At 68.8% G+C, this 25225-nt stretch carries 32 protein-coding genes; 23 read left to right on the forward strand and 9 right to left on the reverse strand.

Translation table 11 applies throughout. The annotated features are described in order from the left end of the window. Positions 1-265: 265 nt before the first annotated feature. The 5 genes from A5732_RS19135 to A5732_RS19155 are packed head-to-tail and all read left to right on the forward strand — an operon-like array spanning position 266 to position 4328. Positions 266-1237 (forward strand): Rieske 2Fe-2S domain-containing protein, encoded by a 972-nt coding sequence (locus A5732_RS19135; RefSeq protein ID WP_065055077.1) that lies wholly within the window; start codon positions 266-268, stop codon positions 1235-1237. Then, on the forward strand, positions 1234-1719 hold the full coding sequence (locus tag A5732_RS19140; protein ID WP_065055078.1) for a hemerythrin domain-containing protein: 486 nt from the start codon (positions 1234-1236) through the stop codon (positions 1717-1719). The genes A5732_RS19135 and A5732_RS19140 overlap by 4 nt, the downstream gene beginning before the upstream one ends. 59 nt (positions 1720-1778) lie before the next feature. Then, the gene (gene pcaH, locus A5732_RS19145; RefSeq protein ID WP_076051927.1) at positions 1779-2549 is read left to right on the forward strand and encodes a protocatechuate 3,4-dioxygenase subunit beta; all 771 of its coding nucleotides are present in this window, start codon (positions 1779-1781) and stop codon (positions 2547-2549) included. Beyond that, entirely contained in the window at positions 2542-3105 is a 564-nt protein-coding gene (gene pcaG / locus A5732_RS19150; RefSeq protein WP_076103011.1) for a protocatechuate 3,4-dioxygenase subunit alpha, read from the forward strand. The genes pcaH and pcaG overlap by 8 nt, the downstream gene beginning before the upstream one ends. Further along, positions 3102-4328 (forward strand): lyase family protein, encoded by a 1227-nt coding sequence (locus tag A5732_RS19155; RefSeq protein WP_076103012.1) that lies wholly within the window; start codon positions 3102-3104, stop codon positions 4326-4328. Before pcaG ends, A5732_RS19155 begins: the two co-directional genes overlap by 4 nt. Here A5732_RS19155 and A5732_RS19160 read toward each other — a convergent pair. The 5 genes from A5732_RS19160 to A5732_RS19180 form a co-directional block, all read right to left on the reverse strand. Next, complete coding sequence (locus tag A5732_RS19160) at positions 4319-4966, reverse strand: TetR/AcrR family transcriptional regulator (RefSeq protein WP_076051930.1); 648 nt, start codon at positions 4964-4966, stop codon at positions 4319-4321. The genes A5732_RS19155 and A5732_RS19160 overlap by 10 nt on opposite strands. A gap of 101 nt (positions 4967-5067) precedes the next feature. Further along, on the reverse strand, positions 5068-5334 hold the full coding sequence (locus tag A5732_RS19165; RefSeq protein ID WP_076051931.1) for a hypothetical protein: 267 nt from the start codon (positions 5332-5334) through the stop codon (positions 5068-5070). Positions 5335-5512: 178 nt separating this feature from the next. Then, the gene (locus A5732_RS19170) at positions 5513-5722 is read right to left on the reverse strand and encodes a hypothetical protein (protein ID WP_171975051.1); all 210 of its coding nucleotides are present in this window, start codon (positions 5720-5722) and stop codon (positions 5513-5515) included. A gap of 165 nt (positions 5723-5887) precedes the next feature. Then, positions 5888-6727, reverse strand: coding sequence for a methyltransferase domain-containing protein (locus A5732_RS19175; protein ID WP_076051933.1), 840 nt, complete (start codon positions 6725-6727; stop codon positions 5888-5890). After that, the gene (locus A5732_RS19180) at positions 6727-7038 is read right to left on the reverse strand and encodes a DUF2249 domain-containing protein (protein ID WP_076103013.1); all 312 of its coding nucleotides are present in this window, start codon (positions 7036-7038) and stop codon (positions 6727-6729) included. The genes A5732_RS19175 and A5732_RS19180 overlap by 1 nt, the downstream gene beginning before the upstream one ends. 56 nt (positions 7039-7094) lie before the next feature. Between A5732_RS19180 and fdxA the strand changes: the two genes are divergently transcribed. The 5 genes from fdxA to A5732_RS19205 all read left to right on the forward strand — a co-directional run bounded on the left by fdxA (position 7095) and on the right by A5732_RS19205 (position 9948). Further along, positions 7095-7451, forward strand: a complete 357-nt coding sequence (fdxA, locus tag A5732_RS19185) for a ferredoxin (RefSeq protein ID WP_064950504.1) — start codon at positions 7095-7097, stop codon at positions 7449-7451. A 96-nt stretch (positions 7452-7547) separates the two neighbouring features. Further along, positions 7548-8168, forward strand: coding sequence for a helix-turn-helix transcriptional regulator (locus A5732_RS19190; RefSeq protein WP_231120853.1), 621 nt, complete (start codon positions 7548-7550; stop codon positions 8166-8168). Next, positions 8165-8590, forward strand: coding sequence for a hypothetical protein (locus A5732_RS19195; protein WP_076051935.1), 426 nt, complete (start codon positions 8165-8167; stop codon positions 8588-8590). Before A5732_RS19190 ends, A5732_RS19195 begins: the two co-directional genes overlap by 4 nt. A 50-nt stretch (positions 8591-8640) precedes the next feature. After that, entirely contained in the window at positions 8641-8985 is a 345-nt protein-coding gene (locus tag A5732_RS19200) for a cupin domain-containing protein (protein ID WP_076051936.1), read from the forward strand. Between the two features lie 6 nt (positions 8986-8991). After that, entirely contained in the window at positions 8992-9948 is a 957-nt protein-coding gene (locus A5732_RS19205; protein WP_076103014.1) for an NAD(P)H-dependent flavin oxidoreductase, read from the forward strand. Here A5732_RS19205 and A5732_RS19210 read toward each other — a convergent pair. Beyond that, positions 9929-10627 (reverse strand): helix-turn-helix transcriptional regulator, encoded by a 699-nt coding sequence (locus tag A5732_RS19210; protein WP_076051938.1) that lies wholly within the window; start codon positions 10625-10627, stop codon positions 9929-9931. The genes A5732_RS19205 and A5732_RS19210 overlap by 20 nt on opposite strands. A 91-nt stretch (positions 10628-10718) precedes the next feature. On the opposite strand from A5732_RS19210, the gene A5732_RS19215 reads away from it, so the two are divergent. After that, positions 10719-11174, forward strand: coding sequence for a DoxX family membrane protein (locus A5732_RS19215; RefSeq protein WP_076051939.1), 456 nt, complete (start codon positions 10719-10721; stop codon positions 11172-11174). 3 nt (positions 11175-11177) lie between these two features. On the opposite strand, the gene A5732_RS19220 is transcribed toward A5732_RS19215, so the two are convergent. Next, entirely contained in the window at positions 11178-11678 is a 501-nt protein-coding gene (locus A5732_RS19220; RefSeq protein ID WP_064879921.1) for a DUF1990 family protein, read from the reverse strand. 57 nt (positions 11679-11735) lie between these two features. Between A5732_RS19220 and A5732_RS19225 the strand changes: the two genes are divergently transcribed. The 12 genes from A5732_RS19225 (at position 11736) to A5732_RS19280 (ending at position 23156) form a co-directional block, all read left to right on the forward strand. After that, a complete protein-coding gene (locus tag A5732_RS19225; protein ID WP_076103015.1) occupies positions 11736-12620 on the forward strand; it encodes an aldo/keto reductase in 885 nt (294 codons plus the stop codon). Positions 12621-12659: 39 nt separating this feature from the next. Next, positions 12660-13283 (forward strand): PaaI family thioesterase, encoded by a 624-nt coding sequence (locus A5732_RS19230; RefSeq protein ID WP_170879981.1) that lies wholly within the window; start codon positions 12660-12662, stop codon positions 13281-13283. 68 nt (positions 13284-13351) lie between these two features. Beyond that, positions 13352-15412 carry a threonine--tRNA ligase gene (thrS, locus tag A5732_RS19235; RefSeq protein ID WP_076103016.1) on the forward strand — a complete coding sequence of 687 codons (2061 nt, stop codon included), beginning with the start codon at positions 13352-13354 and terminating at the stop codon, positions 15410-15412. Next, complete coding sequence (locus tag A5732_RS19240) at positions 15409-15984, forward strand: HIT family protein (RefSeq protein WP_064954798.1); 576 nt, start codon at positions 15409-15411, stop codon at positions 15982-15984. Before thrS ends, A5732_RS19240 begins: the two co-directional genes overlap by 4 nt. Further along, positions 15981-16622 carry a phosphatidylinositol phosphate synthase gene (gene pgsA, locus A5732_RS19245; protein WP_064954814.1) on the forward strand — a complete coding sequence of 214 codons (642 nt, stop codon included), beginning with the start codon at positions 15981-15983 and terminating at the stop codon, positions 16620-16622. The genes A5732_RS19240 and pgsA overlap by 4 nt, the downstream gene beginning before the upstream one ends. A gap of 17 nt (positions 16623-16639) precedes the next feature. Then, complete coding sequence (locus A5732_RS19250) at positions 16640-17605, forward strand: phosphatidylinositol mannoside acyltransferase (protein ID WP_076051942.1); 966 nt, start codon at positions 16640-16642, stop codon at positions 17603-17605. Further along, positions 17605-18729, forward strand: coding sequence for a glycosyltransferase family 4 protein (locus A5732_RS19255; protein WP_076051943.1), 1125 nt, complete (start codon positions 17605-17607; stop codon positions 18727-18729). The genes A5732_RS19250 and A5732_RS19255 overlap by 1 nt, the downstream gene beginning before the upstream one ends. Beyond that, positions 18729-19754 (forward strand): NUDIX hydrolase, encoded by a 1026-nt coding sequence (locus A5732_RS19260; protein WP_076103017.1) that lies wholly within the window; start codon positions 18729-18731, stop codon positions 19752-19754. The genes A5732_RS19255 and A5732_RS19260 overlap by 1 nt, the downstream gene beginning before the upstream one ends. Before the next feature lie 70 nt (positions 19755-19824). Continuing rightward, positions 19825-20730 carry a pyridoxal 5'-phosphate synthase lyase subunit PdxS gene (gene pdxS / locus A5732_RS19265; RefSeq protein WP_065056953.1) on the forward strand — a complete coding sequence of 302 codons (906 nt, stop codon included), beginning with the start codon at positions 19825-19827 and terminating at the stop codon, positions 20728-20730. A 9-nt stretch (positions 20731-20739) separates the two neighbouring features. After that, positions 20740-21585 (forward strand): acyl-CoA thioesterase II, encoded by an 846-nt coding sequence (tesB, locus tag A5732_RS19270; RefSeq protein WP_076103018.1) that lies wholly within the window; start codon positions 20740-20742, stop codon positions 21583-21585. Further along, positions 21582-22172, forward strand: coding sequence for a pyridoxal 5'-phosphate synthase glutaminase subunit PdxT (gene pdxT, locus A5732_RS19275; RefSeq protein ID WP_076051946.1), 591 nt, complete (start codon positions 21582-21584; stop codon positions 22170-22172). The genes tesB and pdxT overlap by 4 nt, the downstream gene beginning before the upstream one ends. 228 nt (positions 22173-22400) lie before the next feature. Then, positions 22401-23156, forward strand: a complete 756-nt coding sequence (locus A5732_RS19280) for a YebC/PmpR family DNA-binding transcriptional regulator (RefSeq protein ID WP_064954805.1) — start codon at positions 22401-22403, stop codon at positions 23154-23156. On the opposite strand, the gene A5732_RS19285 is transcribed toward A5732_RS19280, so the two are convergent. Both A5732_RS19285 and A5732_RS19290 read right to left on the reverse strand, forming a co-directional pair. Further along, positions 23157-24758 carry a polyamine aminopropyltransferase gene (locus A5732_RS19285; protein ID WP_076103019.1) on the reverse strand — a complete coding sequence of 534 codons (1602 nt, stop codon included), beginning with the start codon at positions 24756-24758 and terminating at the stop codon, positions 23157-23159. Then, complete coding sequence (locus A5732_RS19290; RefSeq protein ID WP_076051948.1) at positions 24755-25210, reverse strand: DUF350 domain-containing protein; 456 nt, start codon at positions 25208-25210, stop codon at positions 24755-24757. The genes A5732_RS19285 and A5732_RS19290 overlap by 4 nt, the downstream gene beginning before the upstream one ends. Between the last annotated feature and the right edge of the window lie 15 nt (positions 25211-25225).

Raw genomic sequence — 25225 nt, forward strand, 5'->3', positions numbered from 1 at the left:
CTGTTCTACAGAAATACTCTCCGCTCAGTAGAATCTCGCAGTCTTCGGCGCCGGTCAATCACCTGGCAAGCCGCGCCACCAGGTTCCTACAAGAATGCTTGGTGCTAATTCACAGGTTGCCCGCAATTGAAAGGCGGAAGCCCGCGGCTACGGTGGGTCACGACAGCCATTCCGCGCACGTGTGCGCGGCGTAAACAAGGGGTAAACGTTCGGTTCTGCGGCAATTGGCCGCAATTTTCTGCTGATCTGAGGAAGGACTGGTGCCATGGTTGGTCGGCCACGAGGGGGTCGATTGCAGCAGGTCGGATCGAAGGTTCTGGCCGCGATCGGGCGCCAGGAGTGGATTGATCGACCGAGCTATCGGTTCGAACACCTGCTCAGCTTCGCCTACAACGGGCTCGGCGGCGCCCGCAACACCGTCGCCAACGCGCTCAACGGGGTCTGGCTCGGTCACCCGGTGCACCCGCCGCTGGCGTCGCTGACGAGTGGCGCGCTCGGGACGACGGTGGCGCTGGACGCGCTCAGCATCCTGCCCGGACAGCCGGCATCCGAGGTCGTCGACGCATCGCGATTCGCGTCGCGAGCGCTCGGGGTGGGCATCCTGGCCAGCCTCGGCTCGGCCGTCACCGGCGTCACCGACTGGCAGCACACGCACGAGGAGGACCGCCGGGTCGGCGCGGTGCACGGCCTGGTGAACGTGGCCGCCACCGCGTTGTACATGCAGTCCTGGTGGGACCGGCACAAGGGCCGCCACGGACGCGGCATCGTGCTCACCGCCCTCGGCTACGGCATCACCGTGGCCGGCAGCTACCTCGGTGGCGCACTGGTCTTCGAGTCCGGGATCGGCATCGACCAGTCCGGCCCGCGGCTGCGCACCTCCACCTGGACGCCGGTGCTGCCCGCAAGTTCGTTGAATGGCAAGCCGGTACGGGTCGAGGTCGACGGGGTGGGCCTGGTGGTCTGCCAGACCAAGCCGGGGGAGGTCGCCGCGTACGGGGAATTCTGCCCCCACCTGGCCGCGCCGATGTCCGACGGCTGGATGGACCGTGGCCGGCTGGTGTGCCCCTGGCACGGCTCATGGTTCGCGGCCGAGTCCGGCGAGGTCGTGCGCGGCCCGGCGGCAGCGCCGCTGCCGTGCTACGAGGCCCGGTTGGTCGACGGAGTGGTCGAAGTCCGCGGTGAGCAGCAGCCCGCTCCCGGCGGCGCGGTAGGAATCGCAAAAGGAGGAGCCAATTGAACGCCTATGACGTGCTCAAGGATCACCACGTCGTGATCAAGGGCCTGGGTCGCAAGATCAGCGAGGCGCCGGTGAATTCCGAAGAGCGGCATGCCCTTTTCGATGAGATGCTGATCGAGCTCGACATCCACTTCCGCATCGAGGACGACCTCTACTACCCGGCGCTCAAAGATGCCAGCAAGCTGATCGCGGTCGCCCACGCCGAGCATCGCCAGGTGGTCGACCAGCTTTCCGTGCTGCTGCGGACGCCGCAGAGCGCGCCCGGCTATGAGGACGAGTGGAACTCGTTCAAGACCGTGCTGGAGGCGCACGCCGACGAAGAGGAGCGCGACATGATTCCCGCTCCGCCGGAAGTGAAGATCACCGACGCCGAGCTCGAGGAGCTGGGCAACAAGATGGCCGCTCGGATGGAGCAGTACCGCGGCTCGGCCACCTACAAGATGCGCACCAAGGGGCGAGCGGCGCTGGTGCGCTCTCTCTGACCCGACGACACCGCCCGCTTGCGGGATTCGGTGGGCCACCGAGAGTAGCCTCACGGCACATGAAGCCCGAGTGTGTCGCTTCTCAGGGTGGCATCACCGCGGAGATCGCCCGCATCGCAGCGCAATACCGGAGCGCCGGGGGAGTCGGGCATGTGGAGCAGCCGCTGCTCGACTATCCGCCGTACCGCAGCACGATCCTGCGCCATCCGAAGCAACCGCTGGTCGTCGTCGATCCCGAGGGCGTCGAGCGCTGGGCGCCGTGCTTCGGCCACCAGGACGTCGACCCGCTCGACGCCGACCTGACGGCCGGTCATCCGGGCGAGCCGATCGGCGAGCGCGTCGTGGTGACCGGGCGCGTCCTCGACGAATCCGGCCGGGCGGTGGCGGGCCAGTTGGTGGAGATCTGGCAGGCCAACGCCGGCGGGCGCTACCGCCACCAGCGCGACCAGCACCCCGCACCGCTCGACCCGAACTTCACCGGCGCGGGCCGCTGTCTGACCGGGCCGGACGGCACCTACCGCTTCGTGACCATCAAGCCGGGCCCCTACCCGTGGCGCAACCACCACAACGCGTGGCGCCCGGCGCACATCCATTTCTCGGTATTCGGAACGGCTTTCACCCAGCGCCTGGTCACCCAGATGTACTTCCCGGGCGACCCGATGTTCGAGCTTGACCCGATCTTCCAGTCGATCCTCGATCCCGCCGCGCGGCAACGGCTGATCGCCCGCTACGACCACGACCTCACCGAGCCGGAGTACGCGACCGGGTACCGGTGGGACATCGTGCTGGCCGGTAGCGCACGAACCCCGACCGAGGCCGAGCATGACTGAATCTGCTTGCACGCCAGGGCAAACCGTCGGCCCGTTCCTCGACCTGGGCTTGCCGTATCCCGGCGACAACCTGCTGGTCGACGACGGTCATCCGCAGGCCATCCGGCTGCGCGGGGCGGTGTACGACGGGGCCGGCGCCGCCGTTCCGGACGCACTGGTGGAACTGTGGCAGCCCGACGGTGCGGGAGGCGTTCCGCGGCAAGCCGGTTCGCTGCGCCGCGGCCATGGGCCATTCACCGGCTGGGGGCGCTGCGCGACCGACGCCGATGGCAGCTACTCCTTCACCACCCTGGTGCCCGGATCCGCGACCGCCGGGCGTCCGCCGTTCTTCGCGCTCACCGTGTTCGCCCGGGGGCTGCTGAACCGGCTGTTCACCCGCGCCTATCTGCCCGGCGCGGACCCGCGCGCCGATCCGCTGCTGGCGGCGGTCGACGGCGCGCGCCGGCCCACATTGTTCTGCGTCGCCGAAAAAGGCGGCACCGCTTTCCGTTTCGATATCCACCTGCAGGGCCCGGCCGAGACCGTGTTCCTCGCATACTCCGAAGGTGCGCGATGAGCAACCTGTTGTGGCCCGGAGACTATCGCGCCGGCGAGCACATGACCGATGAGGCGCTGCTGGGATCGATGATCGCGGCGGAATGCGCGTGGTTGGACGCGCTGGCGGCGGCCGGTCTCGCGCCCGCCGGGTGCGCCGAAGCGGACCTGTGGAATCTGGTCACGCACACCGACTGTGAGTCGCTCGCGGTCACGGCCGAGGACGGCGGCAACCCGGTCATCCCCCTGGTCAAACTGCTGCGGCAGCGGGCCGAACCGGGTATCGCGCCCTGGATCCACCGCGGCCTCACCAGCCAGGACATCCTGGACACGAGCCTGATGCTGGCCGTGCGCGGGGTCGCCGACGGACTGAGAGCCCAGCTGAGACAGCAGATTTCCGCCCTGACCGAACTCGCCACCGGGCACCGGCGCACGCCGATGCTGGCCCGCACCCTCACCCAGCATGCCGCGCCCACCACCTTCGGCGTCAAGGCCGCAGGCTGGCTGACCGGGATCGTCGACGCGTTCGAGCGGATGACCGCGCTGAGCACGCCGATCCAAATCGGCGGCGCCGCGGGCACATTGGCCGCAACGACGGAGCTGGCGGCATTGCTCACCGGCACCGACGACCCCGCCGGCGTCTCACTGCAGCTCATGCGGAGCGCCGCAACCACATTGGGTCTGCAGGACCGGCCCGCGTGGCACACCGCCCGCGCGCCCATCACCGCGGCCGCCGACGCCTTCGTCGGCTGCACCGACGCCTGGGGCCGCATCGCCTCCGACGTCGTCACCCTGGCGCGCCCGGAGATCGCCGAGCTCGGCGAGTCGGCAACCGCCGATCGCGGCGGCTCGTCGTCGATGCCGCACAAGCGAAACCCGGTACTGTCCATTCTGATTCGCCGTGCGTCCATCGCCGGGCCGCCGTTGGCCGCGACGCTGCATACGGCGGCGGCACTGGCCAACGACGAGCGCCCCGACGGGGCGTGGCACGCCGAATGGGACACGCTGCGCACGCTGGGTCGGCGCACCCTCGTCGCGGGTTCCCAGAGCGGCGAGCTGCTCGCCGGGTTGACCGTGCACGCGCAGCGAATGGCCGAAAACATCACTGCCGCAGATGTTTTGGGAGAGCAGCGGGCGATCGCCGACCTGGTGGCCAAGGAGCCGTCGCCGACGTACTTCGGTGCCGCCGACCGGCTGATCGACGAGAGCCTGGGCCGCGCGGCGCGGGCGCTCGGTCAGCGCTGATAGATGCTGGCGAGCCAGACGTGCAGCAGCGTGTCGATCACCCGGTCTTCGGGGATCGCCTGATCCTCGGCGGTGAAGGCCGCGGCCATCATCCGCTCGCTCAGCATGTTGAGCGCCACGGACAGCTCGCCGGCCGGGATGGTGTCGGGGGCCGCGCCGCGACCGCGTTCGGCCTTGATCGCGATGGTGGTGTAGGCGATCCACTTGTTCATGAGTGCCGACCACAGTTGCCGCACCTCGGGGTTGGTCGCCTTGGCCGCGGCGCCCGCGACGGCGACCGCCCGGTGCGATCCGGACACCTCGAAGAACGATTCGATGCGTGCCCGCCAAATCGCCTCGGGGTCACCGGACGACACGACGTCGAGCGCGCGTAGCGCCGCGTGCGCCTTGCTGTTCATCTGGTCCAGCAGCGACAGCAGCACCGCGTTCTTCGACCGGAAATAGAAGTAGAAGGTGGGCCGCGATATCCCGGCGCCTTTTGCTAGGTCGTCGACGGAAAAGTCGGCCAGCGGCCTTTCCTGCAGCAACCGCTCGGCGGTGGCGAGTATTGCCTGCTCGCGGTCGTCACCGGGATAGTGCGACGCCCGCCGGCCCCTCGAGGCCTGCAGATACCTGGTTTGTGTCGGGAGGTCGGACACGCCCGTTACTGTTGGGCACGTCGATATACGTCAACAAAACTGTCGATGAAAACCAGCAATAATGTCGATTAATTACGGCGATTTGCTGGACGACGACTTGACTAGTCGGCCACCGCGATCTCGATGGACAGGCACTCGCTCAGCGCGTGTGCGGCCGCCCAGTCGCCGCCACAGACGGCGCGCTCGAGTTCGTCGACCAACGGGCTGTCGGCTCCCAGGTCGGCCAGCCAGGCCGCAACCGTCGCCGTGATCTGGTGTGCGGGAACGCGAGCGATGTGCCCTTTGTGGAGGCGGTCGGTCAACTGGTAGATCGTGGCCGTCGGCCTGCTGCGCTGCGGCCAATGAACTGTCCATTTCGGTGAATTCATCGTCCCCTCCCCGCTAGCCTCAACGCCTCGTCCGGCCCCGGAGGTGCGTCGCGCTCTAGGGCACAATAGTACGTCTGTACCAATGCGTTGGCCGGTATTTTCGCCGTGCGAAATCCCGTTTTTTTGAGGTTTTTGGTCATCGGATCGCCTACCTGGTCCTATGTGAAAAATCGGCCGATCAGTGCCGCGCCAGCGTGGCGCGGCCGCGGGCCATGATGCGTTCCAGGACGTTGTGCGACAGGTCGCCGTCGTTGGCCACCCGGGCGAGACCGCGCCGCCGCAGGAACATGTCGAGCCGTCGATCCGGTGACCAATCGGCGTAGATGGACCCGAGGTAGTGCGACTGCAGAAAATCCGACGCCAACGCATCGAGGTCGGAATCCGTCAACAACGGTGGGGTAGCACCCATAACCGGCAAGCTCCTTTGTTCTCCCCGCAACTGCCGCAGCCAAGTTTTGTCAGGGGACGTAACTAAACCGTCACGCAGAGATTGCGGAAGCGGCCCAAAGTAGCCAGGGGTGCAAACGCGAAGGTCTAAGCGCTGCAGCGGTTGTCAGGCGGTGTCCGCCTGCGCCGGTTTGTGGGCGACGATGGCGACGGCGGCCAGTTGCTTGCGATGTTTGTGGAACGTGCGGCGCATGGTCAGGACCCGCTTGCGGGCGTCGCGGTGCACGAGCACGTTCCTGGCGAATCGCAGCGCGCCGAAGAGTCCCTCGTCGGACACCAGCCGGCGTGGCTGCAGCAGCGCCATCGGCGCGGTCGCGACCTCATCCACCACCAATCCGTGCTCCGCGAGCAGTTTCGACCACTCCGCGACCGTCAGCGGACGCGCGTTCACCTTGATCGCCCGGGCGAGCGCCTGTCGGATGTCGGTGCTGATGTCATCGGGCACGTTGTCCGGGGTGAGGGCGAGTTCGTGGATGGCGTAACGCCCGCCCGGCCGCAGCACCCGCGCCGCCTCGGCGACGATGGCCGCCTTGGCCGCCTCGCCCTGCATGCTCAGCATCGCCTCTCCGATGACGACATCGCTGCTCGCGTCCGGCAATCCGGTGGCGGCCGCATCGGCGACCCGGACGGCCGCGTTTTGCGCACCGAGATCGCTGAGCACGCCGCGCACCACGTTGGCCGCGTCCGGGTCGCCCTCGGCGCCGACGTACGACCGCGGCCCTCGGGCCACGATCTCGGTGGCGGTGCGGCCCAGGCCCGGCGCCAGCTCGACGACGTCGGCCCCGCTCAGCTGAGCGTGCGACAGTAGGGTGCGGGTCAGCTCGACACCGCCGGGGCGCAGCACGCGCTTACCGAGCCGCGCCAGCAGCCAATGGCCGGCGACCGCGTCGTCGGCGCGGCTCGAGGACGGTAGCGGAAGTTCGGAACCTGCTCGTTGTCCTGGCATCAGATCTCCTGCCGCGCAGAGCTTTCCAGTGGCTCCAGGGCGAGCTCGAGACGTCCGAGCTGGCGCACTGGGGGTGGCATTTCGATGCGTTTACCGATCCGGATCCGCCAGACGGTGGGGCCTTCGTCGAGATACTCCCAGTCGTAGCCGCCCGGATAGTCGGCCTCGAATTCGTCGTGCAGGTGCCTGGGGTCGTGGTTGTTGACCAGAACCAACGATTCACCGACCTGCAGCGCGGCGTAGGTCGCGAAGATGGTCGGGTGCTTGTCCGGCTTGCGCAGTTGGCGTACGTCAAGTTCGTTGGCGGCCATGGGTTCTCCGACCTTTGCTCTAGTTTTTACAAGCTATGTTGTGTAAACTCTAGCGCATGACCTACGTGATCGGGAAGCCATGCATCGATGTGATGGACCGCGCTTGCGTCGACGAATGCCCCGTGGATTGCATTTACGAAGGCGGTCGGGCGCTCTACATTCATCCCGACGAATGCGTTGACTGCGGCGCGTGTGAACCGGTATGTCCGGTGGAAGCGATTTACTACGAAGATGACCTGCCTGAGGACCTCAAACCCTACCTGGCCGACAATGAGGCGTTCTTCGCTGAAACGCTGCCGGGTCGCGACGCCCCCCTGGGGTCCCCGGGTGGGGCTGGCAAGGTCGGGCCGCTCGGTGTCGACACGCCTCTGGTGGCGGGCCAGCCCAGTGCCACCCATTCGGACGGGGAGTGAAGGACTAGAAGCGGGAGGGGCCCTTTGAAATCCGACAAATCCCAGAAGCCGCAGGACTCGTCAACCGGGGAATCGGCCGGCCGGCGGCGCGCCGTGATGCGGCTGCTGCGGGCCTCGCCGGATCCGATGAGCATCGCCGGAATCGCCGGCGTGCTCGGCGTGCACCCCAACACCGTCCGCTTCCACCTCGACGGCCTGGTCGCTGACGGGCAGGTGGAACACGTCGAACTGGACCGGAAGGGACCGGGGCGTCCGCCGTTGATGTTTCGCGCGGTCCGCCAGATGGATCGCGGCGGGCCACGGCACTATCGGCTGCTGGCCGAGATCCTGGCCACGGCCTTCGCCACCGAGCGCGATCCAGGGCCCAAGGCGTTGGCGGCGGGCCGGGCCTGGGGGCAGAAGATGGACGCCGAACTGCACCCGGTGCCCGAGGACGCCGACGTCGCCGAAGAGGCCATCGCCCACCTGATCGACGTGCTCGACGAACTCGGGTTCGCGCCCGAGCGCCGGGTGAGCGACGGCGAGCAGCAGGTCGGGCTGCGGCACTGCCCCTTCCTCGAATTGGCCGAGAACCGGTCGAGCGTCGTCTGCCCGGTGCACCTGGGCCTCATGCAGGGAGCCATGGAAACCTGGGGAGCGCCCGTCTCGGTGGACCGGCTCGACCCGTTCGTCGAGCCGGATCTGTGTCTGGCGCACCTGACGCTGGCGGCCAAATGAGCACCGGCACAGCGATTGCCGTCGCGTTGACCTTCATCTGGCTCGGCATGGTGCTGGCCATCTCGTTCCTGGAAGCCCCGCTGAAATTCCGGGCGCCCAACGTGACGTTGCAGGTCGGGCTCGGCATCGGGCGGCTGGTCTTTCGCGCGCTCAATACCGTCGAGGTGGCCTTTGCCCTCGTCATCGGGGCCATCGTCGTGGCCGGCCCGACCGCGGGGGGCGTCGTGGTGGCGATCGCCGTCGCCGTGGTCGCGTTGGCCATCCAGCTGGTCGCGGTGCGTCCCGCACTGACGCGTCGTGCCGACAAGGTGCTCGCCGGATCGGACGGACCGCGCTCCCGCGCCCACTACGCCTACGTCGCCCTGGAGACGGTCAAAGTCGTCGGCCTCGTCGTGGCGGGGATACTGCTACTGAGCGGTTAACTCCCAACCCCCGAGGCCCGTGCGGGCCTTGCAACTCCGAAGGGCGCACTATGGAATCCATCTCGCTGACCGACCTCTCGTCCGAAAAGATCGCCGAAGCCAAGCAATCGCACAGCGGACGGGCCGCCCACACCATCCACGGCGGTCACACGCACGAGCTGCGCCAGACGGTGCTGGCCCTGCTGGCCGGTCACGACCTGTCCGAACACGACAGCCCCGGTGAGGCGACGCTGCAGGTGCTGCAGGGTCATGTGCGCCTGACGACCGGCGGCGACGCCTGGGACGGCAAGGCCGGACACTACGTCGCGATTCCGCCCGAACGTCACGCCCTGCACGCGGTCGAGGACTCGGTGGTCCTGCTGACGGTGCTGAAGACGATTCCCTCGGCGCACTAACCGTCGATGCTGTCGACGCCCTGGTCAACGAATTTCGGTCTGCGGGTCCCCATCGTCAACGCCCCGATGGGCGGGGTCGCCGGTGGCCGCCTTGCCGCGGCGGTCACCGCCGCCGGTGGCCTCGGCATGGTCGGCATGGGCAGCGTCGCGACCAGGGAACTGCTCGCCGAGCAGCTGCGCCACGTCGACGGGCGGTTCGGCATCGGCATGGTCGACTGGGTGATGCGCAACGAGGCCGGGCTGCTCGAGGACGCGCTGGCCGCACGGCCCGTCCTGCTGTCGGTCAGCTTCGGCACCGAATGGTCGTGGGTCGCCAAGGCGCATGACGCCGGAATCCCCACCGTCACACAGGTTTACGACAGCGCCGGGGCGCGCCAGGCCGTCGACGCCGGCGTCGACATCCTGGTCGCGCGCGGGTCCGAGGGCGGCGGACACGGCGAGGACAAGCTGGGGCTGCTGCCACTGCTGGACGCCGTTCTGGACGCCGTCTCCGTCCCGGTGCTGGCCGGCGGCGGTGTCGCCTCGGCGCGCAGCCTGGCGGCGGTGCTGGCCGCCGGTGCCAGCGGAGCGTGGGTGGGGACGCGGCTGTCGGCATGCCCGGAGGCGCTGACCGACGACGCCGGCCGGCGGGCCCTGGTCACGGCGACCGAAACCGACACCGCGGTCACCCGGGTGTTCGACGTTGCCAAGGGGCTGCCCTGGCCGGCGCGGTTCCCGTCGCGGGTGTTGGCCAACGACTTCGTCGAGCACTGGACGGGACGCGAGGAGGCGCTGGACGCGGGGGCCTGCGACGAACTGGCCGCCGCGATCGACGCCGGGGACTGCCGCATCGCGCCGGTGGACGCCGGGCAGGGCGTCGGGATGATCCGCGACGACGCGTCGGTGGCCGACGTCATCGACGAGATGTGCACGGGCGCCGAGGAATTGCTGTCCCGCTGGGGGCCTACCGGCGGCCGGGTCTGAGCACGACGCAACACCGGTCCCGGCCGGGACAGAGTCGTGCGTCCGGGCCGTGCGGTGCGAGCGCATCGGCCACACCGGTGATCAGCGCGTGGTTCATGTTGCAGGCCAGCTCGGTCTGCTCCTGCGCCAGCGCGTGGAACGGGCAGTTGGCGAGCTCGACCTCACTGTCGGAGAAACGCGGCTCGTAGCCGTATCGGCGCAGCACCCGGACCGTGCGCTGCAGCGCCGCGCCGGCGTCTTTCGGGGGGGCGGACCCCACGACCATGGTGTGGCCGTACTCGCGGGCGACGCGGTTCAGCACTTCGGCAACCGGCTCGCCGGTATCGGCCGAGCGCGCGATGGCGGTCGCCATCAAGCGCCCGGCCAACTCGTACTCCCGCTGGGGAAGGCTGACCGCGATATCGCGGCGCGCCCTGCGATACAGCTTGGAGGTGCGTCCGGCGCCGGGCCCGGAGCGGCCGGACACGCGCGCGTAATCGGATTCCAGCAGGCCCTCCGCGGTGAGCCGGTCCAGGTGAAACTTGGCCTGGTGGTGGGCGATTCCGACGGCGTCGGCCGCCTGGTCACGGCTCACCAGCCCCGGCTGGGAGCACACGAACTGGTAGAGCTGTCGGCGCACCGGGTCGGCGAGCGCGCCGATGCCGGCGGCATCGCGCCCCAAGGCGTCCGCGTCGTCCATTCGACCGCCATTTCTAACAGACAAAATGCTTGACGCTACAGTCTACCGAATCTAACGTTCAATGTATTATCCGTTAGAAATGGAGGCTCCCATGAGCACCAAGCAAGTCCCCGCAACCCCCGCCCTCGCCGACCAGCTGAGGGATCCGGCCTACTCGGCGTACTTCGCGCTGCGCACCGTGTTCACCATCGCGCCCATCGTTTTCGGGCTGGACAAATTCTTCAACCTGCTCACCCACCCGCATCACTGGAGCATGTATCTGGCGGGATGGATCAACGATCTGGTACCCGGGACGGCCGACCAGTGCATGTACCTGGTGGGCATCATCGAGATCGTGGCGGGGGTGCTGGTGGCGGTGGCCCCGCGGTGGGGCGCCTGGGTGGTCGCGGCCTGGCTCGCCGGGATCATCATCGATCTGGTCACCGGGCCCGGCTTCTACGACATCGCGCTGCGCGACTTCGGCTTGCTCGTCGGTGCCGTCGCGCTGGCCCGGCTGGCGCAGGGCGTGCACAACGGCACCGTCGGAGGCCGCGTCGCGGCGCGTTAGCCGTCAGACCGCACGCAGGTAGCGCTTCGCGATGAGGCGCTGACCCACCTTCACCACCGGCCCGCCGGCCTTGCTCCACCAGGTCGCGGGCCGGGAGAAGGCGGACACCTCGGCGTACACGGCCGAGGTCACCGGGTCGCGACGAACCACGAAGCGTTCCTCGCCGGATTCCGGATGGCCCGGCAGGGTGCCGTAGCCGAAGCCGCGGATGTCGGGTTCGTCGACGACGTAGACGACGCGACAGGGCGCCGGCAGAAAGCCCATCTTCACCACCACCACCGCGTCGACGACGGCGATCTCCGAACTGGCCTGCACCCGCAGCCCGGACCCGCGCTGCATGCCCCAGCGCATGACGGCGGCCGCGGCTTGCTCGAAACGCTGTTCGCCCGTACCGATTTGGCGCTCGGCGTGTTGATGGTCGTATCCGGCGGGCAACTCGCCGGAAGCCGTCGCCCCCACTTCGGCGTAGGTCAGCGGGAGTTCCTCGAGCGCTCGTAGGTCCACCTGCTCAGCTTGCCACGCCGGGATGCGCCGCCGCATTCGGCGCGTACGGTCGTACAAGTGACCGCAGAAAACTCGAAAACCGTTGCAGGGGCCTCCGGAACCTTCACCTTCGGCGGCGACCTGACCGTCAACCGACTCGGCTTCGGCGCCATGCGCCTGACGGCCAAGGGCGTGTGGGGCCCGCCCGACGACCGCGCCGAATGCGTCCGGGTGCTGCGCCGGGCCGTCGAACTCGGCGTGAACTTCATCGACACCGCCGACTCCTATGGCCCCTACGTGTCCGAGGACATCATCCGCGAGGCGCTGCATCCCTACGACGGTCTGGTGGTCGCGACCAAGGCGGGCCTGCTGCGCACCGGCCCGGACATCTGGATTCCGTTGGGCAATCCGAGCTACCTGCGCCAGGAATGCGAGATGAGCCTGCGCCGGCTGGGCGTGGACACCATCGACCTGTTCCAGCTGCACCGCATCGACAAGAACTTCCCGCTCGAAGATCAGGTGGGCGAGCTGCTCACCCTGAAGAACGAGGGCAAGATCCGCCACATCGGCCTGTCCGAGATCGACGTCGACCAGTTGAACGCGGCCCTGCGCGTCACCGAGATCGTCTCGGTGCAGAACATGTACAACCTGACGGCCCGTGGCGCCGAGCCGCTGCTGGACGCCGCGACCAAACAGGGCATCGGGTTCATCCCGTGGTTCCCGCTGGCCGCCGGGCCGCTGGCTGCCCCCGACGGCCCGCTGCAGCGCATCGCCGCCGACCACGACGCGTCGCCGTCGCAGTTGGCGTTGGCGTGGTTGCTGAAGCATTCGCCGGTGATGGTGCCGATCCCGGGCACGTCGAAGGTCGCGCACCTGGAGGAAAACGTCGCCGCCGCTCAGATCGAGCTGTCCGACGACGAATTCGAAACGTTGTCGGCCGCCGGGGCGCAGCAGCCCGTCTAACCACTGCGCGAAAGCCCGTCCGCCGGGCAATACGGTGTTGTGGTGGCCGAACATCAGCGACACCCGGGCGGCGGGTTCAACCCGCCGGAACCGACGACCAAGGGCGGGCCCGACTACGGCCGGTTCATCGACGCCGTGCGGTCGTTGCAGGACCACGCCCGGGCCGCCGACGCGCCCGACGAGGTGATCACCGAGGCCGCTGACCTGCTGGAGAAGGCGTCGGCGCTGCTGGCGCCGTTCGACGCCGACGAGTGGGCGTCCCCGTCGGGCCGGCGGATGGACCTGCCGATGCGGGGCAACATCCTGACGATCCCGATGTCGGCGCACAAGGGCGAGGACGGCCGGATCCACGGCCAGGCCCGCTTCGCCCGATTCCACCTGGGCCGCAACGGCGCGGTGCACGGCGGCGCGCTGGGGATGCTGTTCGACTCCATCCTCGGGTTGTCGGCGTCGGTGCTCACCGGCAACCCGCGGCAGCGCACCGCATACCTCAAGATCGACTACCGCCACATCGTCCCGGTGGAAAAGGAACTGCAGTTCGACGCGGGCATCGACCGGGTGGATGGGCGCAAGATCTTCGTGTCGGGCCGGTTGACCGACGGCGATCAGTTGCTGACCGAAGCCGACGCGCTGTTCGTACGGCTCAAGCCTGGCCAGCCCTGAGCGCGGTCGGCACCGATAGCATGGCAGCGATCGACTCCTCACACCACCAACCTTGGAGAACCAGCCTCATGAGCGCCCCCGCCAACCACGTCCCGCACGCCCCCATCCGGGTGCCTGCCGGGACCACCGCGGCCGCTGCGGTGGGCGAAGCCGGGTTGCCGCGCCGGGGCGCGCCCGATGCGATCGTGGTGGTGCGCGACGTTGACGGCAAGCTGCGCGACCTGAGCTGGACGCCCGACGCCGACGCCGACGTCGTCCCGGTGGCCGCCAACACCGACGAGGGTCGCAGCGTCATCCGGCACTCGGCCGCACACGTGCTGGCTCAAGCCGTCCAGGACCTGTTCCCGCACGCCAAATTGGGGATCGGGCCGCCGATCACCGACGGGTTCTACTACGACTTCGACGTGACCGAACCGTTCACGCCGGAGGACCTGACCAAGCTGGAAAAGCGGATGCGCCAGATCGTCAAGGACGGTCAGCTGTTCGACCGCCGCGTCTACGCGTCCAAGGACGCGGCTCGCGCGGAGCTGGCCGACGAGCCCTACAAGCTCGAACTCGTCGACGACAAGTCCGGGGATCCCGACGTCATGGAGGTCGGCGGCGACGAGCTCACCGCCTACGACAACCTGAATCCCCGCACCCGGGAACGGGTTTGGGGCGACCTGTGCCGGGGTCCGCACATCCCCACCACCAAGCACATCCCGGCGTTCAAGCTGACCCGCAGCTCGGCCGCCTACTGGCGCGGCGACCAGAGCAACGCCAGCCTGCAACGCATCTACGGCACCGCCTGGGAGTCGCAGGAGGCGCTGGACAAGCACCTGGAGCTGCTCGAGGAGGCGCAGCGCCGCGACCACCGCAGGCTGGGCGTCGAGCTGGACCTGTTCAGCTTTCCCGACGAAATCGGTTCCGGCCTGGCGGTTTTCCATCCCAAGGGCGGCATCATCCGTCGCGAGCTGGAGGAGTACTCGCGACGCAAGCACATCGAGGCCGGGTACGAGTTCGTCAACACTCCGCATATCACCAAGGAGCAGCTGTACATCACCTCGGGCCACCTCGAGTGGTACGCCGACGGCATGTACCCGCCGATGCACCTCGACGCGGAGTTCAACCCGGACGGGACGGTGCGCAAGCCGGGGCAGGACTACTACCTCAAGCCGATGAACTGTCCGATGCACCACCTGATCTACCGGTCGCGCGGTCGGTCGTATCGCGAACTTCCGTTGCGGCTCTTCGAGTTCGGCAGCGTGTACCGCTACGAGAAGTCGGGCGTGGTGCACGGGCTGACCCGGGTGCGCGGCATGACTCAGGACGACGCCCACATCTACTGCACGCGAGAGCAGATGCGCGACGAGCTGACCTCGCTGCTGCGCTTCGTGCTCGATCTGCTGGCCGACTACGGGCTCAACGACTTCTACCTGGAGCTGTCCACCAAGGACCCGGAGAAGTATTCGGGCTCCGACGAGATGTGGGACGAGGCCACCGAAGTCCTGCGGGAGGTCGCCGAAGCCTCCGGGTTGCATTTCGTTCCCGACCCCGGCGGTGCGGCGTTCTACGGCCCGAAGATCTCGGTACAGGTCAAGGACGCGCTGGGACGCAGCTGGCAGATGTCCACCATTCAGCTCGACTTCAACATGCCCGACCGCTTCGAACTGGAATACACCGCGTCCGACGGGTCGCGGCAGCGGCCGGTGCTGATCCACCGGGCGCTGTTCGGGTCGATCGAGCGGTTCTTCGGCATCCTCACCGAGCACTACGCGGGAGCCTTCCCGGCGTGGCTGGCGCCGGTGCAGGCGGTGGGCATCCCGGTCGCCGACGAGCACGTGGACTACCTGGAAAGCGTTGCCGCGCAACTCAAGTCGCACGGCGTGCGCGTCGAGGTGGACTCCAGCGACGACCGGATGGCCAAGAAGATCGTCAACCACACCGCCCAGCGGGTGCCGTTCATGTTGCTGGCCGGTGACCGCGACGTGCAGGCAGGCGCGGTCAGCTTCCGTTTCGGTGACCGCACGCAGATCAACGGTGTGCCCCGCGACAGCGCGGTCGAGGCGATCGTGAAGTGGATCGCCGATCGCGAGAATTCCGTGCCCACAGCAGAACTCGTGAAAGTGTCAAGTGGTGAGCGACCGTGAGTGATCGCGAACCGGCCGAGCGGGGCACCGACGACACCATCCTGGACAGGGGGGTCGGCGAGGAGGATCACCTGCAGCGGTTGTGGACTCCGTACCGGATGACCTATCTGGCCGAAGCGCCGATGAAGCGCGACAACGGCAAGACCGAGCAGCCGTTCACCGACATTCCGCACCTCACCGACGAAGACGGTTTGGTGGTCGCCCGCGGCGAGCTCGTCTACGCCGTGCTCAACCTCTACCCCTACAACCCCGGACACCTGATGGTGGTGCCCTACCGTCGCGTCTCCGAGCTCGAGGACCTGACCGACCCGGAAAGCGCGGAGCTGATGTTCTTCATTCAGAAGGCGATTCGCGTCATCAAGAACGTCTCGCGGCCGCACGGTTTCAACGTCGGCCTGAACCTGGGGACGTCGGCCGGGGGGTCGCTGGCCGAACACCTGCACGTGCACGTGGTGCCGCGCTGGGGTGGCGACGCGAACTTCATCACCATCATCGGCGGGTCGAAGGTGATCCCGCAATTGCTGCGCGAGACGCGCCAGCTGCTGGCCACGGAGTGGACAAAGCAACCATGAGCAAAATGCCGTTCCTGTCGCGGGCGGCGTTCGCGCGGCTGACCGCTCCCACCGCACGGGCATGCCTGCGGCTGGGATTGACCCCCGACGTCGTCACCATCCTGGGCACCATCGTCGCGGTGGCCGGGGCGCTCACGCTGTTCCCGATGGGCAAGCTGTTCGCCGGCACGCTGGTGGTCTGGTTCTTCGTCCTCTTCGACATGCTCGATGGGGCGATGGCCCGGGAACGCGGCGGCGGCACCCGATTCGGCGCGGTCCTGGACGCCACCTGTGACCGGGTCAGCGACGGCGCGGTGTTCTGCGGGCTGCTGTGGTGGATCGTCTTCGGCCTGCACGACAAGCTGCTGGCGGTCGCCACGCTGATCTGCCTGGTCACCTCGCAGGTGATCTCCTACATCAAGGCCCGCGCCGAAGCCAGCGGGCTGCGCGGCGACGGCGGCCTGATCGAACGGCCGGAACGGCTGATCATCGTGCTCGTCGGCGCGGGCGTCTCCGACTTCCCGTTCGTCGCGTGGCCGCCCGCGCTGCCGGTCGCGATGTGGGTGCTGGCGGTGGCCAGCCTGGTCACCTGCGCGCAGCGGTTGCACGCGGTGCGGACCTCGCCCGGCGCGACCGATCGGTTGGTGAGCGAGCCGTGATTCCCACTCCGCCGGGCATGAACATGATTGGGGCGCAACGCCGGTTGGCCCGCCAGTTGGCGAGCCGGACGGTGGGCCGCCTGACGGGTGGGATGGGCGCCGACTGGGCGTATGCGTCCGGCTGGATGGCGGTGCGGGCGATGCCGGAGTTCGCCGCGCGCAACGCCTTTGAGGCCGGGGCGCGCTACGCCGCCCGCGGCGGCGGCCCCGACCAACTGCGCAAGAACCTGGCCCGCGTGATCGGAATGGCGCCCGGGGAGGTGCCGGACTCGCTGATGCGGGCCTCGCTGGCCTCCTACGCCCGCTACTGGCGCGAGGCGTTCCGCCTGCCGGGCATGGACCTGGTCGAGGTGGGCCGCGCGCTGCACGACTCGGTGCTGGGGCGAGACCATATCGAGGCGGCGCTGTCCAGCGGCCGCGGCGCGGTGATCGCGTTGCCGCACAGCGGCAACTGGGACATGGCCGGGGTATGGCTGGCGCAGACACACGGCACCTTCACCACCGTCGCCGAGCGCCTCAAACCCGAGTCGCTGTACCGGCGCTTCATCGCCTACCGCGAGCGCCTCGGCTTCGAGGTGCTGCCGCTGTCCGGGGGAGAACGGCCGCCGTTCGACGTGTTGTGCGATCGGCTGCGGGACAACCGCGTGGTGTGCTTGATGGCCGAGCGCGACCTCACCCGCACCGGCGTGCAGGTCGACTTCTTCGGTGAGCCCACCCGGCTGCCGGCCGGGCCGGCGAAGCTCGCCATCGCGACCGGGGCGGCTCTGCTGCCGGCGCACTGCTGGTTCGAGGACCGGGGCTGGGGCGTCTCGATACACCCGCCGCTGGATTGCACCAGCGGCGACGTCGGCGCCATCACCCAGGCGATGGCCGATCAGTTCGAGAAGAACATCGCCGCCCGCCCCGAGGACTGGCACATGATGCAGCCGCAGTGGCTGGCCGACCTTCCCGAAGCCAAGCAGGCCCGGCTGAAGGACACCTGATGCGGATCGGGATGGTGTGTCCCTACTCGTTCGACGTTCCGGGCGGGGTGCAGTCGCACGTTCTGCAGCTGGCCGAGGTGATGCGCGCCCGGGGTCACGACGTCAGCGTGCTCGCGCCGTCCTCGCCGCACGCCGTGTTGCCCGATTACGTCGTCTCGGCGGGCAAGGCCGTCCCGATTCCCTACAACGGGTCGGTGGCCCGGCTGCGGTTCGGGCCGGCCACCCACCGCAAGGTGAAAAAGTGGCTCGCCGAAGGCGATTTCGACGTGCTCCACCTGCACGAGCCCAACGCACCGAGCCTGTCCATGCTGGCCCTCAACATCGCCGAGGGCCCGATCGTGGCGACGTTTCACACGTCGACCACCAAATCGCTGACGCTGACGGTGTTTCAGGGCATCCTGCGACCGATGCACGAGAAGATCGTCGGGCGGATCGCGGTCTCCGATTTGGCCCGCCGCTGGCAGATGGAGGCGCTGGGCACCGACGCGGTGGAGATCCCCAACGGCGTCGATGTCGCCTCGTTCGCCTCGGCGCCGCGCATGGACGGCTACCCGCGCGCCGGCAAGACGGTGCTGTTCCTGGGCCGCTACGACGAGCCACGCAAGGGCATGTCGGTGCTGCTCGACGCGCTGCCGGGGCTGGTCGAGCGTTTCAGTGACGTGCAGCTGCTGGTCGTCGGCCGCGGTGACGAGGACCAATTGCGGGTCCAGGCAGGCGAATTGGTGGACCACATCCGCTTCCTCGGCCAGGTCGACGACGCCGGGAAGGCGTCGGCCATGCGCAGCGCCGACGCCTACTGCGCGCCCAACCTCGGCGGCGAGAGTTTCGGCATCGTTCTGGTCGAGGCGCTGGCCGCCGGCACCCCGGTGGTGGCGAGCGATCTGGACGCCTTCCGCCGCGTGCTGCGCAACGGCGACGTCGGGTGCCTGGTGCCCATCGGCGACGGCGACGCGCTTGCCGATGCGCTGATCGCGGTGCTGGAGGATGATGTGCTGCGGGAACGCTATGTGACGGCCGGATCGGCCGCTGTCCAGCGCTACGACTGGTCGGTGGTGGCCAGCCAGATCACGCGGGTATACGAGACGGTCGCCGCGTCAGGCGCCAAGGTTGAGGTGGCCACTTGATGACATGGCTGATCGTCGCCATCGCGGTCTTCGTCGCGGTGCTGGCGGTCTTCGGCGCGTGGGCGTACCGGACGGCCAACCGGCTGGACCGGTTGCACGTCCGCTACGACCTGTCGTGGCAGGCGCTCGACGGCGCACTGGCGCGGCGCGCGGTGGTGTCGCGCGCCGTCGCCATCGACGCCTATGGCGGTGCGTCCGAAGGGCGGCGGCTGGCGGCGCTGGCCGACGCCGCGGAGGGGGCGCCGCGGCCCGCGCGGGAAAACGCCGAGAACGAGCTGTCGGCCGCGCTGGCCGTCGTCGATCCGGCGTCGCTGCCGGCCGGGCTGATCGCCGAGCTGGCCGACGCCGGGGCCCGCGTGGTGCTGGCCCGTCGTTTCCACAACGACGCGGTCCGGGACACCCTGGCGCTGGCCGAACGGCCCCTGGTGCGGCTGTTCCACCTCGGCGGAACCGCCGCGCTGCCCAGCTATTTCGAGATCGTCGAGCGGCCGCACGCGCTGGCCCACGGCGACCACGGCGTCCTCAACCACCGCACCTCGGCGCGCATCGTGCTGCTCGACGACACCGGCGCGGTGCTGCTGCTGTGCGGGTCGGATCCCGCGCTCGCTCACCAGCACGCGCCGAAGTGGTGGTTCACGGTGGGCGGGGAGGTGCAGCAGGGGGAGCGGCTGGCCGAGGCCGCCGCGCGAGAGCTGGCCGAGGAAACCGGTCTGCGGGTCGCGCCGGGCGAGATGGTCGGGCCGGTGTGGCGGCGCGACGAGGTCTTCGAGTTCAACGGCTCGCTGATCGACAGCGAGGAGTTCTACTTCGTCTACCGCACCCAGCGGTTCGAGCCGTCGCGCACGGGCCGAACCGAGCTGGAACGCAGCTACATCCACGGCCACCGCTGGTGTGACGCTGCTGACATCGCCGCGCTGGTAGCGGCGGGGGAGACCGTGTACCCCATGCAACTATCCGGACTGCTCACCGATGCGGCCGAGCAGGCCGGCGGCCGCACCCCCGGGCCGCTGCTGTCCATCCGCTGACTCCGTGGAGTCAACGCGGGCCAAAGCGCCTCATTAGACTGGGTCGACAACGGTTGAAGGAGATCATGCAGTGAGTACCGCCCACCCGAGCAACGGGCGAACCGGAACGGCGCGCGTCAAACGCGGCATGGCCGAGATGCTCAAGGGCGGCGTCATCATGGACGTCGTCACCCCCGAGCAGGCCAAGATCGCCGAGGCCGCCGGCGCCGTCGCCGTCATGGCGCTGGAACGGGTGCCCGCCGACATCCGCGCGCAGGGCGGGGTGTCGCGGATGAGCGACCCGGACATGATCGAGGGCATCATCGCCGCGGTGACCATCCCGGTGATGGCCAAGGCCCGCATCGGCCACTTCGTCGAGGCGCAGATCCTGCAGAGCCTCGGCGTGGACTACGTCGACGAGTCCGAGGTGCTCACCCCCGCCGACTACACCCACCACATCGACAAGTGGAAGTTCACCGTGCCGTTCGTGTGCGGCGCGACCAACCTCGGCGAGGCGCTGCGGCGCATCAGCGAGGGCGCGGCCATGATCCGCTCCAAGGGCGAAGCCGGGACCGGCGACGTCTCCAACGCGACCACGCACATGCGGGCGATCGGCGGCGAGATCCGCCGCCTGACATCGCTGTCCGAAGACGAATTATTTGTTGCCGCAAAGGAATTGCAGGCCCCTTACGACCTCGTCGTCGAGGTGGCCCGGGCGGGCAAGCTGCCGGTCACGCTGTTCACCGCGGGCGGCATCGCCACCCCGGCGGACGCGGCGATGATGATGCAGCTCGGCGCCGAGGGCGTGTTCGTGGGTTCGGGCATCTTCAAGTCCGGCGATCCCGCTGCGCGCGCGGCCGCGATCGTCAAGGCGACCACCTTCTACGACGATCCCGACGTGCTGGCCAAGGTGTCGCGCGGGCTGGGCGAGGCGATGGTGGGTATCAACGTCGAGCAGATCGCGGAGCCCCATCGGCTGGCCGAACGCGGCTGGTAAAAACAGTCCGTGGCGATCGAAGAGATCCTCGATCTCGAGCAACTCGAGGTCAACATCTACCGTGGCAGCATCTTCAGCCCAGAGTCGGGATTCCTGCAGCGCACCTTCGGGGGCCACGTAGCCGGCCAGTCACTGGTGTCGGCGGTGCGCACCGTGGACCCGAAGTATCAGGTGCACTCGCTGCACGGGTATTTCCTGCGGCCCGGCGACGCCAAGGAGCGCACGGTTTTCATCGTCGAGCGCTCCCGCGACGGCGGCTCGTTCGCCACCCGGCGGGTGAACGCCATTCAGCACGGGGAGATCATCTTCAGCATGGGCGCCTCCTTCCATACCGATCAGGAGGGCATCCACCACCAGGACTCCATGCCGGCGGCGCCACCACCGGACGGGCTGCCGGGGCTGAACTCGATCAAGGTCTTCGACGACGCCGGATTCAAGCAGTTCGAGGAGTGGGACGTCTGCATCGTGCCGCGCGAGCGCCTGCAGCTGCTGCCGGGCAAGGCATCCCAGCAGCAGGTCTGGTTCCGCCACCGCGACCCGCTGCCGGACGACCCCGTGCTGCACATCTGCGCGCTGGCCTACATGAGCGACCTCACCCTGCTCGGGTCGGCGCAGGTCACCCATCTCGACGTGCGGGAGCACCTGCAGGTGGCCTCGCTGGACCACGCGATGTGGTTCATGCGCCCGTTCCGGGCCGACGAGTGGCTGCTCTACGACCAGAGCTCGCCGTCGGCCAGCGGCGGCCGTTCGCTGTGCCAGGGCAAGATCTTCACGCAGTCCGGCGAGATGGTCGCGGCCGTCATGCAGGAGGGGCTGACCCGCTTCAAACGCGGATACCAGCCGGCCAACCAGTGAGCGCCCCGCGGATCGGAGTCCTTGCGCTGCAGGGTGACACCCGCGAGCACCTGGCCGCCCTGCGCGAGGCCGGGGCCGAGTCGATGCCGGTGCGCCGGCGCGGCGAGCTCGAGGCGGTCGACGGGCTGGTCATTCCCGGTGGGGAATCGACCACCATGAGCCACCTGCTGCTCGACCTGGGCCTGCTGGAGCCGCTGCGGGGCCTGCTGGCGGACGGGTTGCCCGCCTACGGCGCCTGCGCCGGGATGATCCTGCTGGCCAGCGAGATCCTGGACGCCGGCGCGGGCGGGCGCGAGGCACTGCCGCTGCGCGCGATCGATATGACGGTGCGGCGCAACGCTTTTGGACGTCAGGTCGATTCGTTTGAGGGTGACATCGCGTTCGCGGGGCTTAGCGACCCGGTACGCGCGGTGTTCATCCGCGCGCCCTGGGTCGAGCGCGCCGGTGACGGCGTGGAGGTGCTGGCCAGCGCGGCCGGGCACGTCGTCGCGGTGAAGCAGGGCCGCAAGCTGGCCACGGCTTTTCACCCGGAGATGACGGGCGACCGGCGCATCCACCACCTATTCGTCGACCTCGTCACCGGCTGACGATCGGCCGGTTTGAACACCGGCCACGGCGGCACCGGCACCAGGTGATGTGTGAGTGCGAAACGCGCTAGCGAATGGGCTAGCTCGTTTCGAATGCGCCATATCCCCGCCCTGCTGTGACTCCTGGGGCATCTGAGGCGGCCGGGTAGTCGCCGGGCGACCCACCCCAACCGCCCACGTAGACTCGTCTGGCCACAAAAACAAGAGGACTTTTCAGATAGGACACCGATGAGCGGCCATTCCAAGTGGGCCACCACCAAGCACCAGAAGGCCGTCAAAGACGCGCGGCGTGGCAAGGAGTTTGCCCGGCTGATCAAGAACATCGAGGTCGCCGCCCGTACCGGCGGCGGTGACCCGGCGGGCAACCCGACGCTCTACGACGCCATCCAGAAGGCGAAGAAGACCTCGGTGCCCAACGACAACATCGAGCGCGCCCGCAAGCGGGGCGCGGGCGAGGAAGCCGGCGGCGCCGACTACCAGACGATCATGTACGAGGGCTACGGCCCCAACGGCGTGGCGGTGCTGATCGAGTGCCTGACCGACAACCGCAACCGCGCGGCCGGCGAGGTCCGGGTGGCGGTGACCCGCAACGGTGGCAACATGGCCGATCCCGGATCGGTGTCCTACCTGTTCACCCGCAAGGGCGTCGTCACGCTGGAAAAGAACGGCCTCACCGAAGACGACGTGCTGACCGCCGTGCTCGACGCCGGCGCCGAGGACGTCAACGACCTGGGTGAGAGCTTCGAGGTCATCTCCGAGCCCACCGACCTGGTGGCGGTGCGCACCGCGCTGCAGGACGCGGGCATCGACTACGAATCGGCCGAGGCCAGCTTCCAGCCGTCGGTCAGCGTGCCCGTCGATGTCGAGGGCGCTCGCAAGGTGTTCAAGCTGGTCGATGCGCTGGAGGACAGCGACGACGTGCAGAACGTCTGGACCAACGTCGACCTGTCCGACGAGGTCCTCGCCGCCCTCGACGAGGAGTAACTAGTCGTATCCGTGCCGCATGTCCTCGACGATGCGCGGATTGTCCAGGGTCGACGGCTCCACCGGGCGCGGGCCGATGTCGGTGCCGAAGACGCCGGCGGCGTCGAGCACCTGCTGGTTGAGGTAACGCAGCGGAGGCGCGTTGCTGGGCACCTTCGGGGTGGGCGCGGCGTCCGCGCGCTGCGCCAGGGCGAATCCCCAGTCACCGAACGTGGGCACGTGCACGTGGTACGGCGTGACCGCGTAGCCGGCGGCCCGGATCGTCGAAACCGTGCGCCAATACGCCGTCGGGGTGGAAAACGGGCTGCCCGCCTGCACCACCATCAGCCCGCCGGGAGCCAGCGCGTGGGCGACCAGCGCGTAGAACTCCGTCGAGTACAGCCGGCCCAGCACGGGGGTGTCGGGATCGGGAAGGTCGACGATGACCGCGTCGAAGCGGTCCACGCTCGGTCGGCGTAGCCAGTTCATCGCGTCCTCGGTCAGCACGGCCACCCGCGGGTTGTCCAACGAACCGCCGTTGGCCCCGCGCAGCGTGGTGCGCGCGATGTCAATCACCGCGGGGTCGAGCTCGACCTGCACGATCTTGGAAATGCCGGGCTGGCGCAGCAATTCGCGGGCCGCCAGGCCGTCGCCGCCGCCGAGCACCAGCACCGAGTGGGCGCCGTTGCCGAGCGCGGGGTAGACGAGGCTTTCGGTGTAGCGGTATTCGTCGCGGGTGGAGAACTGCAGGCCCCCATCGAGATACAGCCGGGTGTCGTTGCCGCGCCGGGTCACCACGATCTCCTGATAGGCCGTGTGCCGGTAGGCGACGATCGGGTCGGCGTAAAGCCTTTGTCTGCTGGTTGTTTCGACGTCGGCCGAACGCAGCAGCAGGGTGGCGAGCAGCCCCACGGCGGCGGCCAGCGCGCACAGCGCCAGCGCCAGTTGCCGAGGCGAAACCACTTGGCGCAACAGGAAAATGGCCACGACGGCGGCGGCCACCAGGTTGATCATGCCGGTGGCGGCCGCGCCGCGAATCATCCCCAGCTGCGGCAGCAGCAGGAACGGCCAGACCAGCCCACCCAGCAGCGCGCCCAGGTAATCGGCGGCGTTCAGGTTGGCCAGCGTGCGTCCGGCATCGGCGGCTGGGTCTTTTTCAGCGCCCGGATGGCCGCTGTGCAGCAGCGTCATCAACAGCGGCACCTCGGCACCGACCAGGCCACCGATCAGCGCCGTGCTCGCCGCCAGCACCCATGTCGACCCGACGGACCCGTCCAGGAACGCGAACACCACGTACAGCGCCGCAGCCGACAGCCCACCGACGACGCCCAGCAGCGCCTCGACGGCGATGAAGGTGATCGCCGCGTGCGCCAGCAGCGGCTTGACCAGCAGCGCGCCCACGCCCAGCGCGGCGATGTAGCCCGCGACGATCAGCGAGGTGGCGACGATCCCTCCGCCGTCCAGGCTGACCGAGAGCGTGAGCAGCGCGAGTTCGTAGATGATGCCGCACGCCGCGCACGCCGCCGCGGCGGCCAGCAGCAGCGCCCGCCACCGACCCGACACCGCCGCGGGCGGTGTCGCCTCGGGCGCCCGTACCTCGCCCGCCGACCCGATAACGCTCATGACACCGCCGCGGCGGTCACCCCTCCGACGGCGAGCAGTATCAGCGCCACCGCGAACGATCCCGGATGCAGCTCCGGTTCGTCGATGTGCTCGTGAAAACTGCCCGGGATCAGCAGGTGCATCGCCAGCAGCGCGACGCCCAACAGGATCACGCCCATCAGCCCGTACACCGCCACGCCGACGAGCCCCTGGCCCAGCTGGCTGTAGCTGTTGGCGATGGCGGTGATGATGACGATGGTCAGGGCGATGTACATCGCGCCCGCGACCACCACGGCGTTGGGCCGGCGGTCGATGAACACCAGCTGGCGCAGCTTTCCCGGGGTCAGCACGTCGACCGCGTAAAACCCGACGAGAAGCACAGCCATGCCGACGACGAAGTACAGGATCGTCGCGACTGCGCCTTTCAGCACGGGGTTGAGGTCGACGGTGCCGATCTCGACGGCGAGATACATCGTGTTCTCCTTTGC

Source organism: Mycobacterium colombiense (genome assembly GCF_001953985.1).
GTDB lineage: Bacteria > Actinomycetota > Actinomycetes > Mycobacteriales > Mycobacteriaceae > Mycobacterium > Mycobacterium colombiense_B.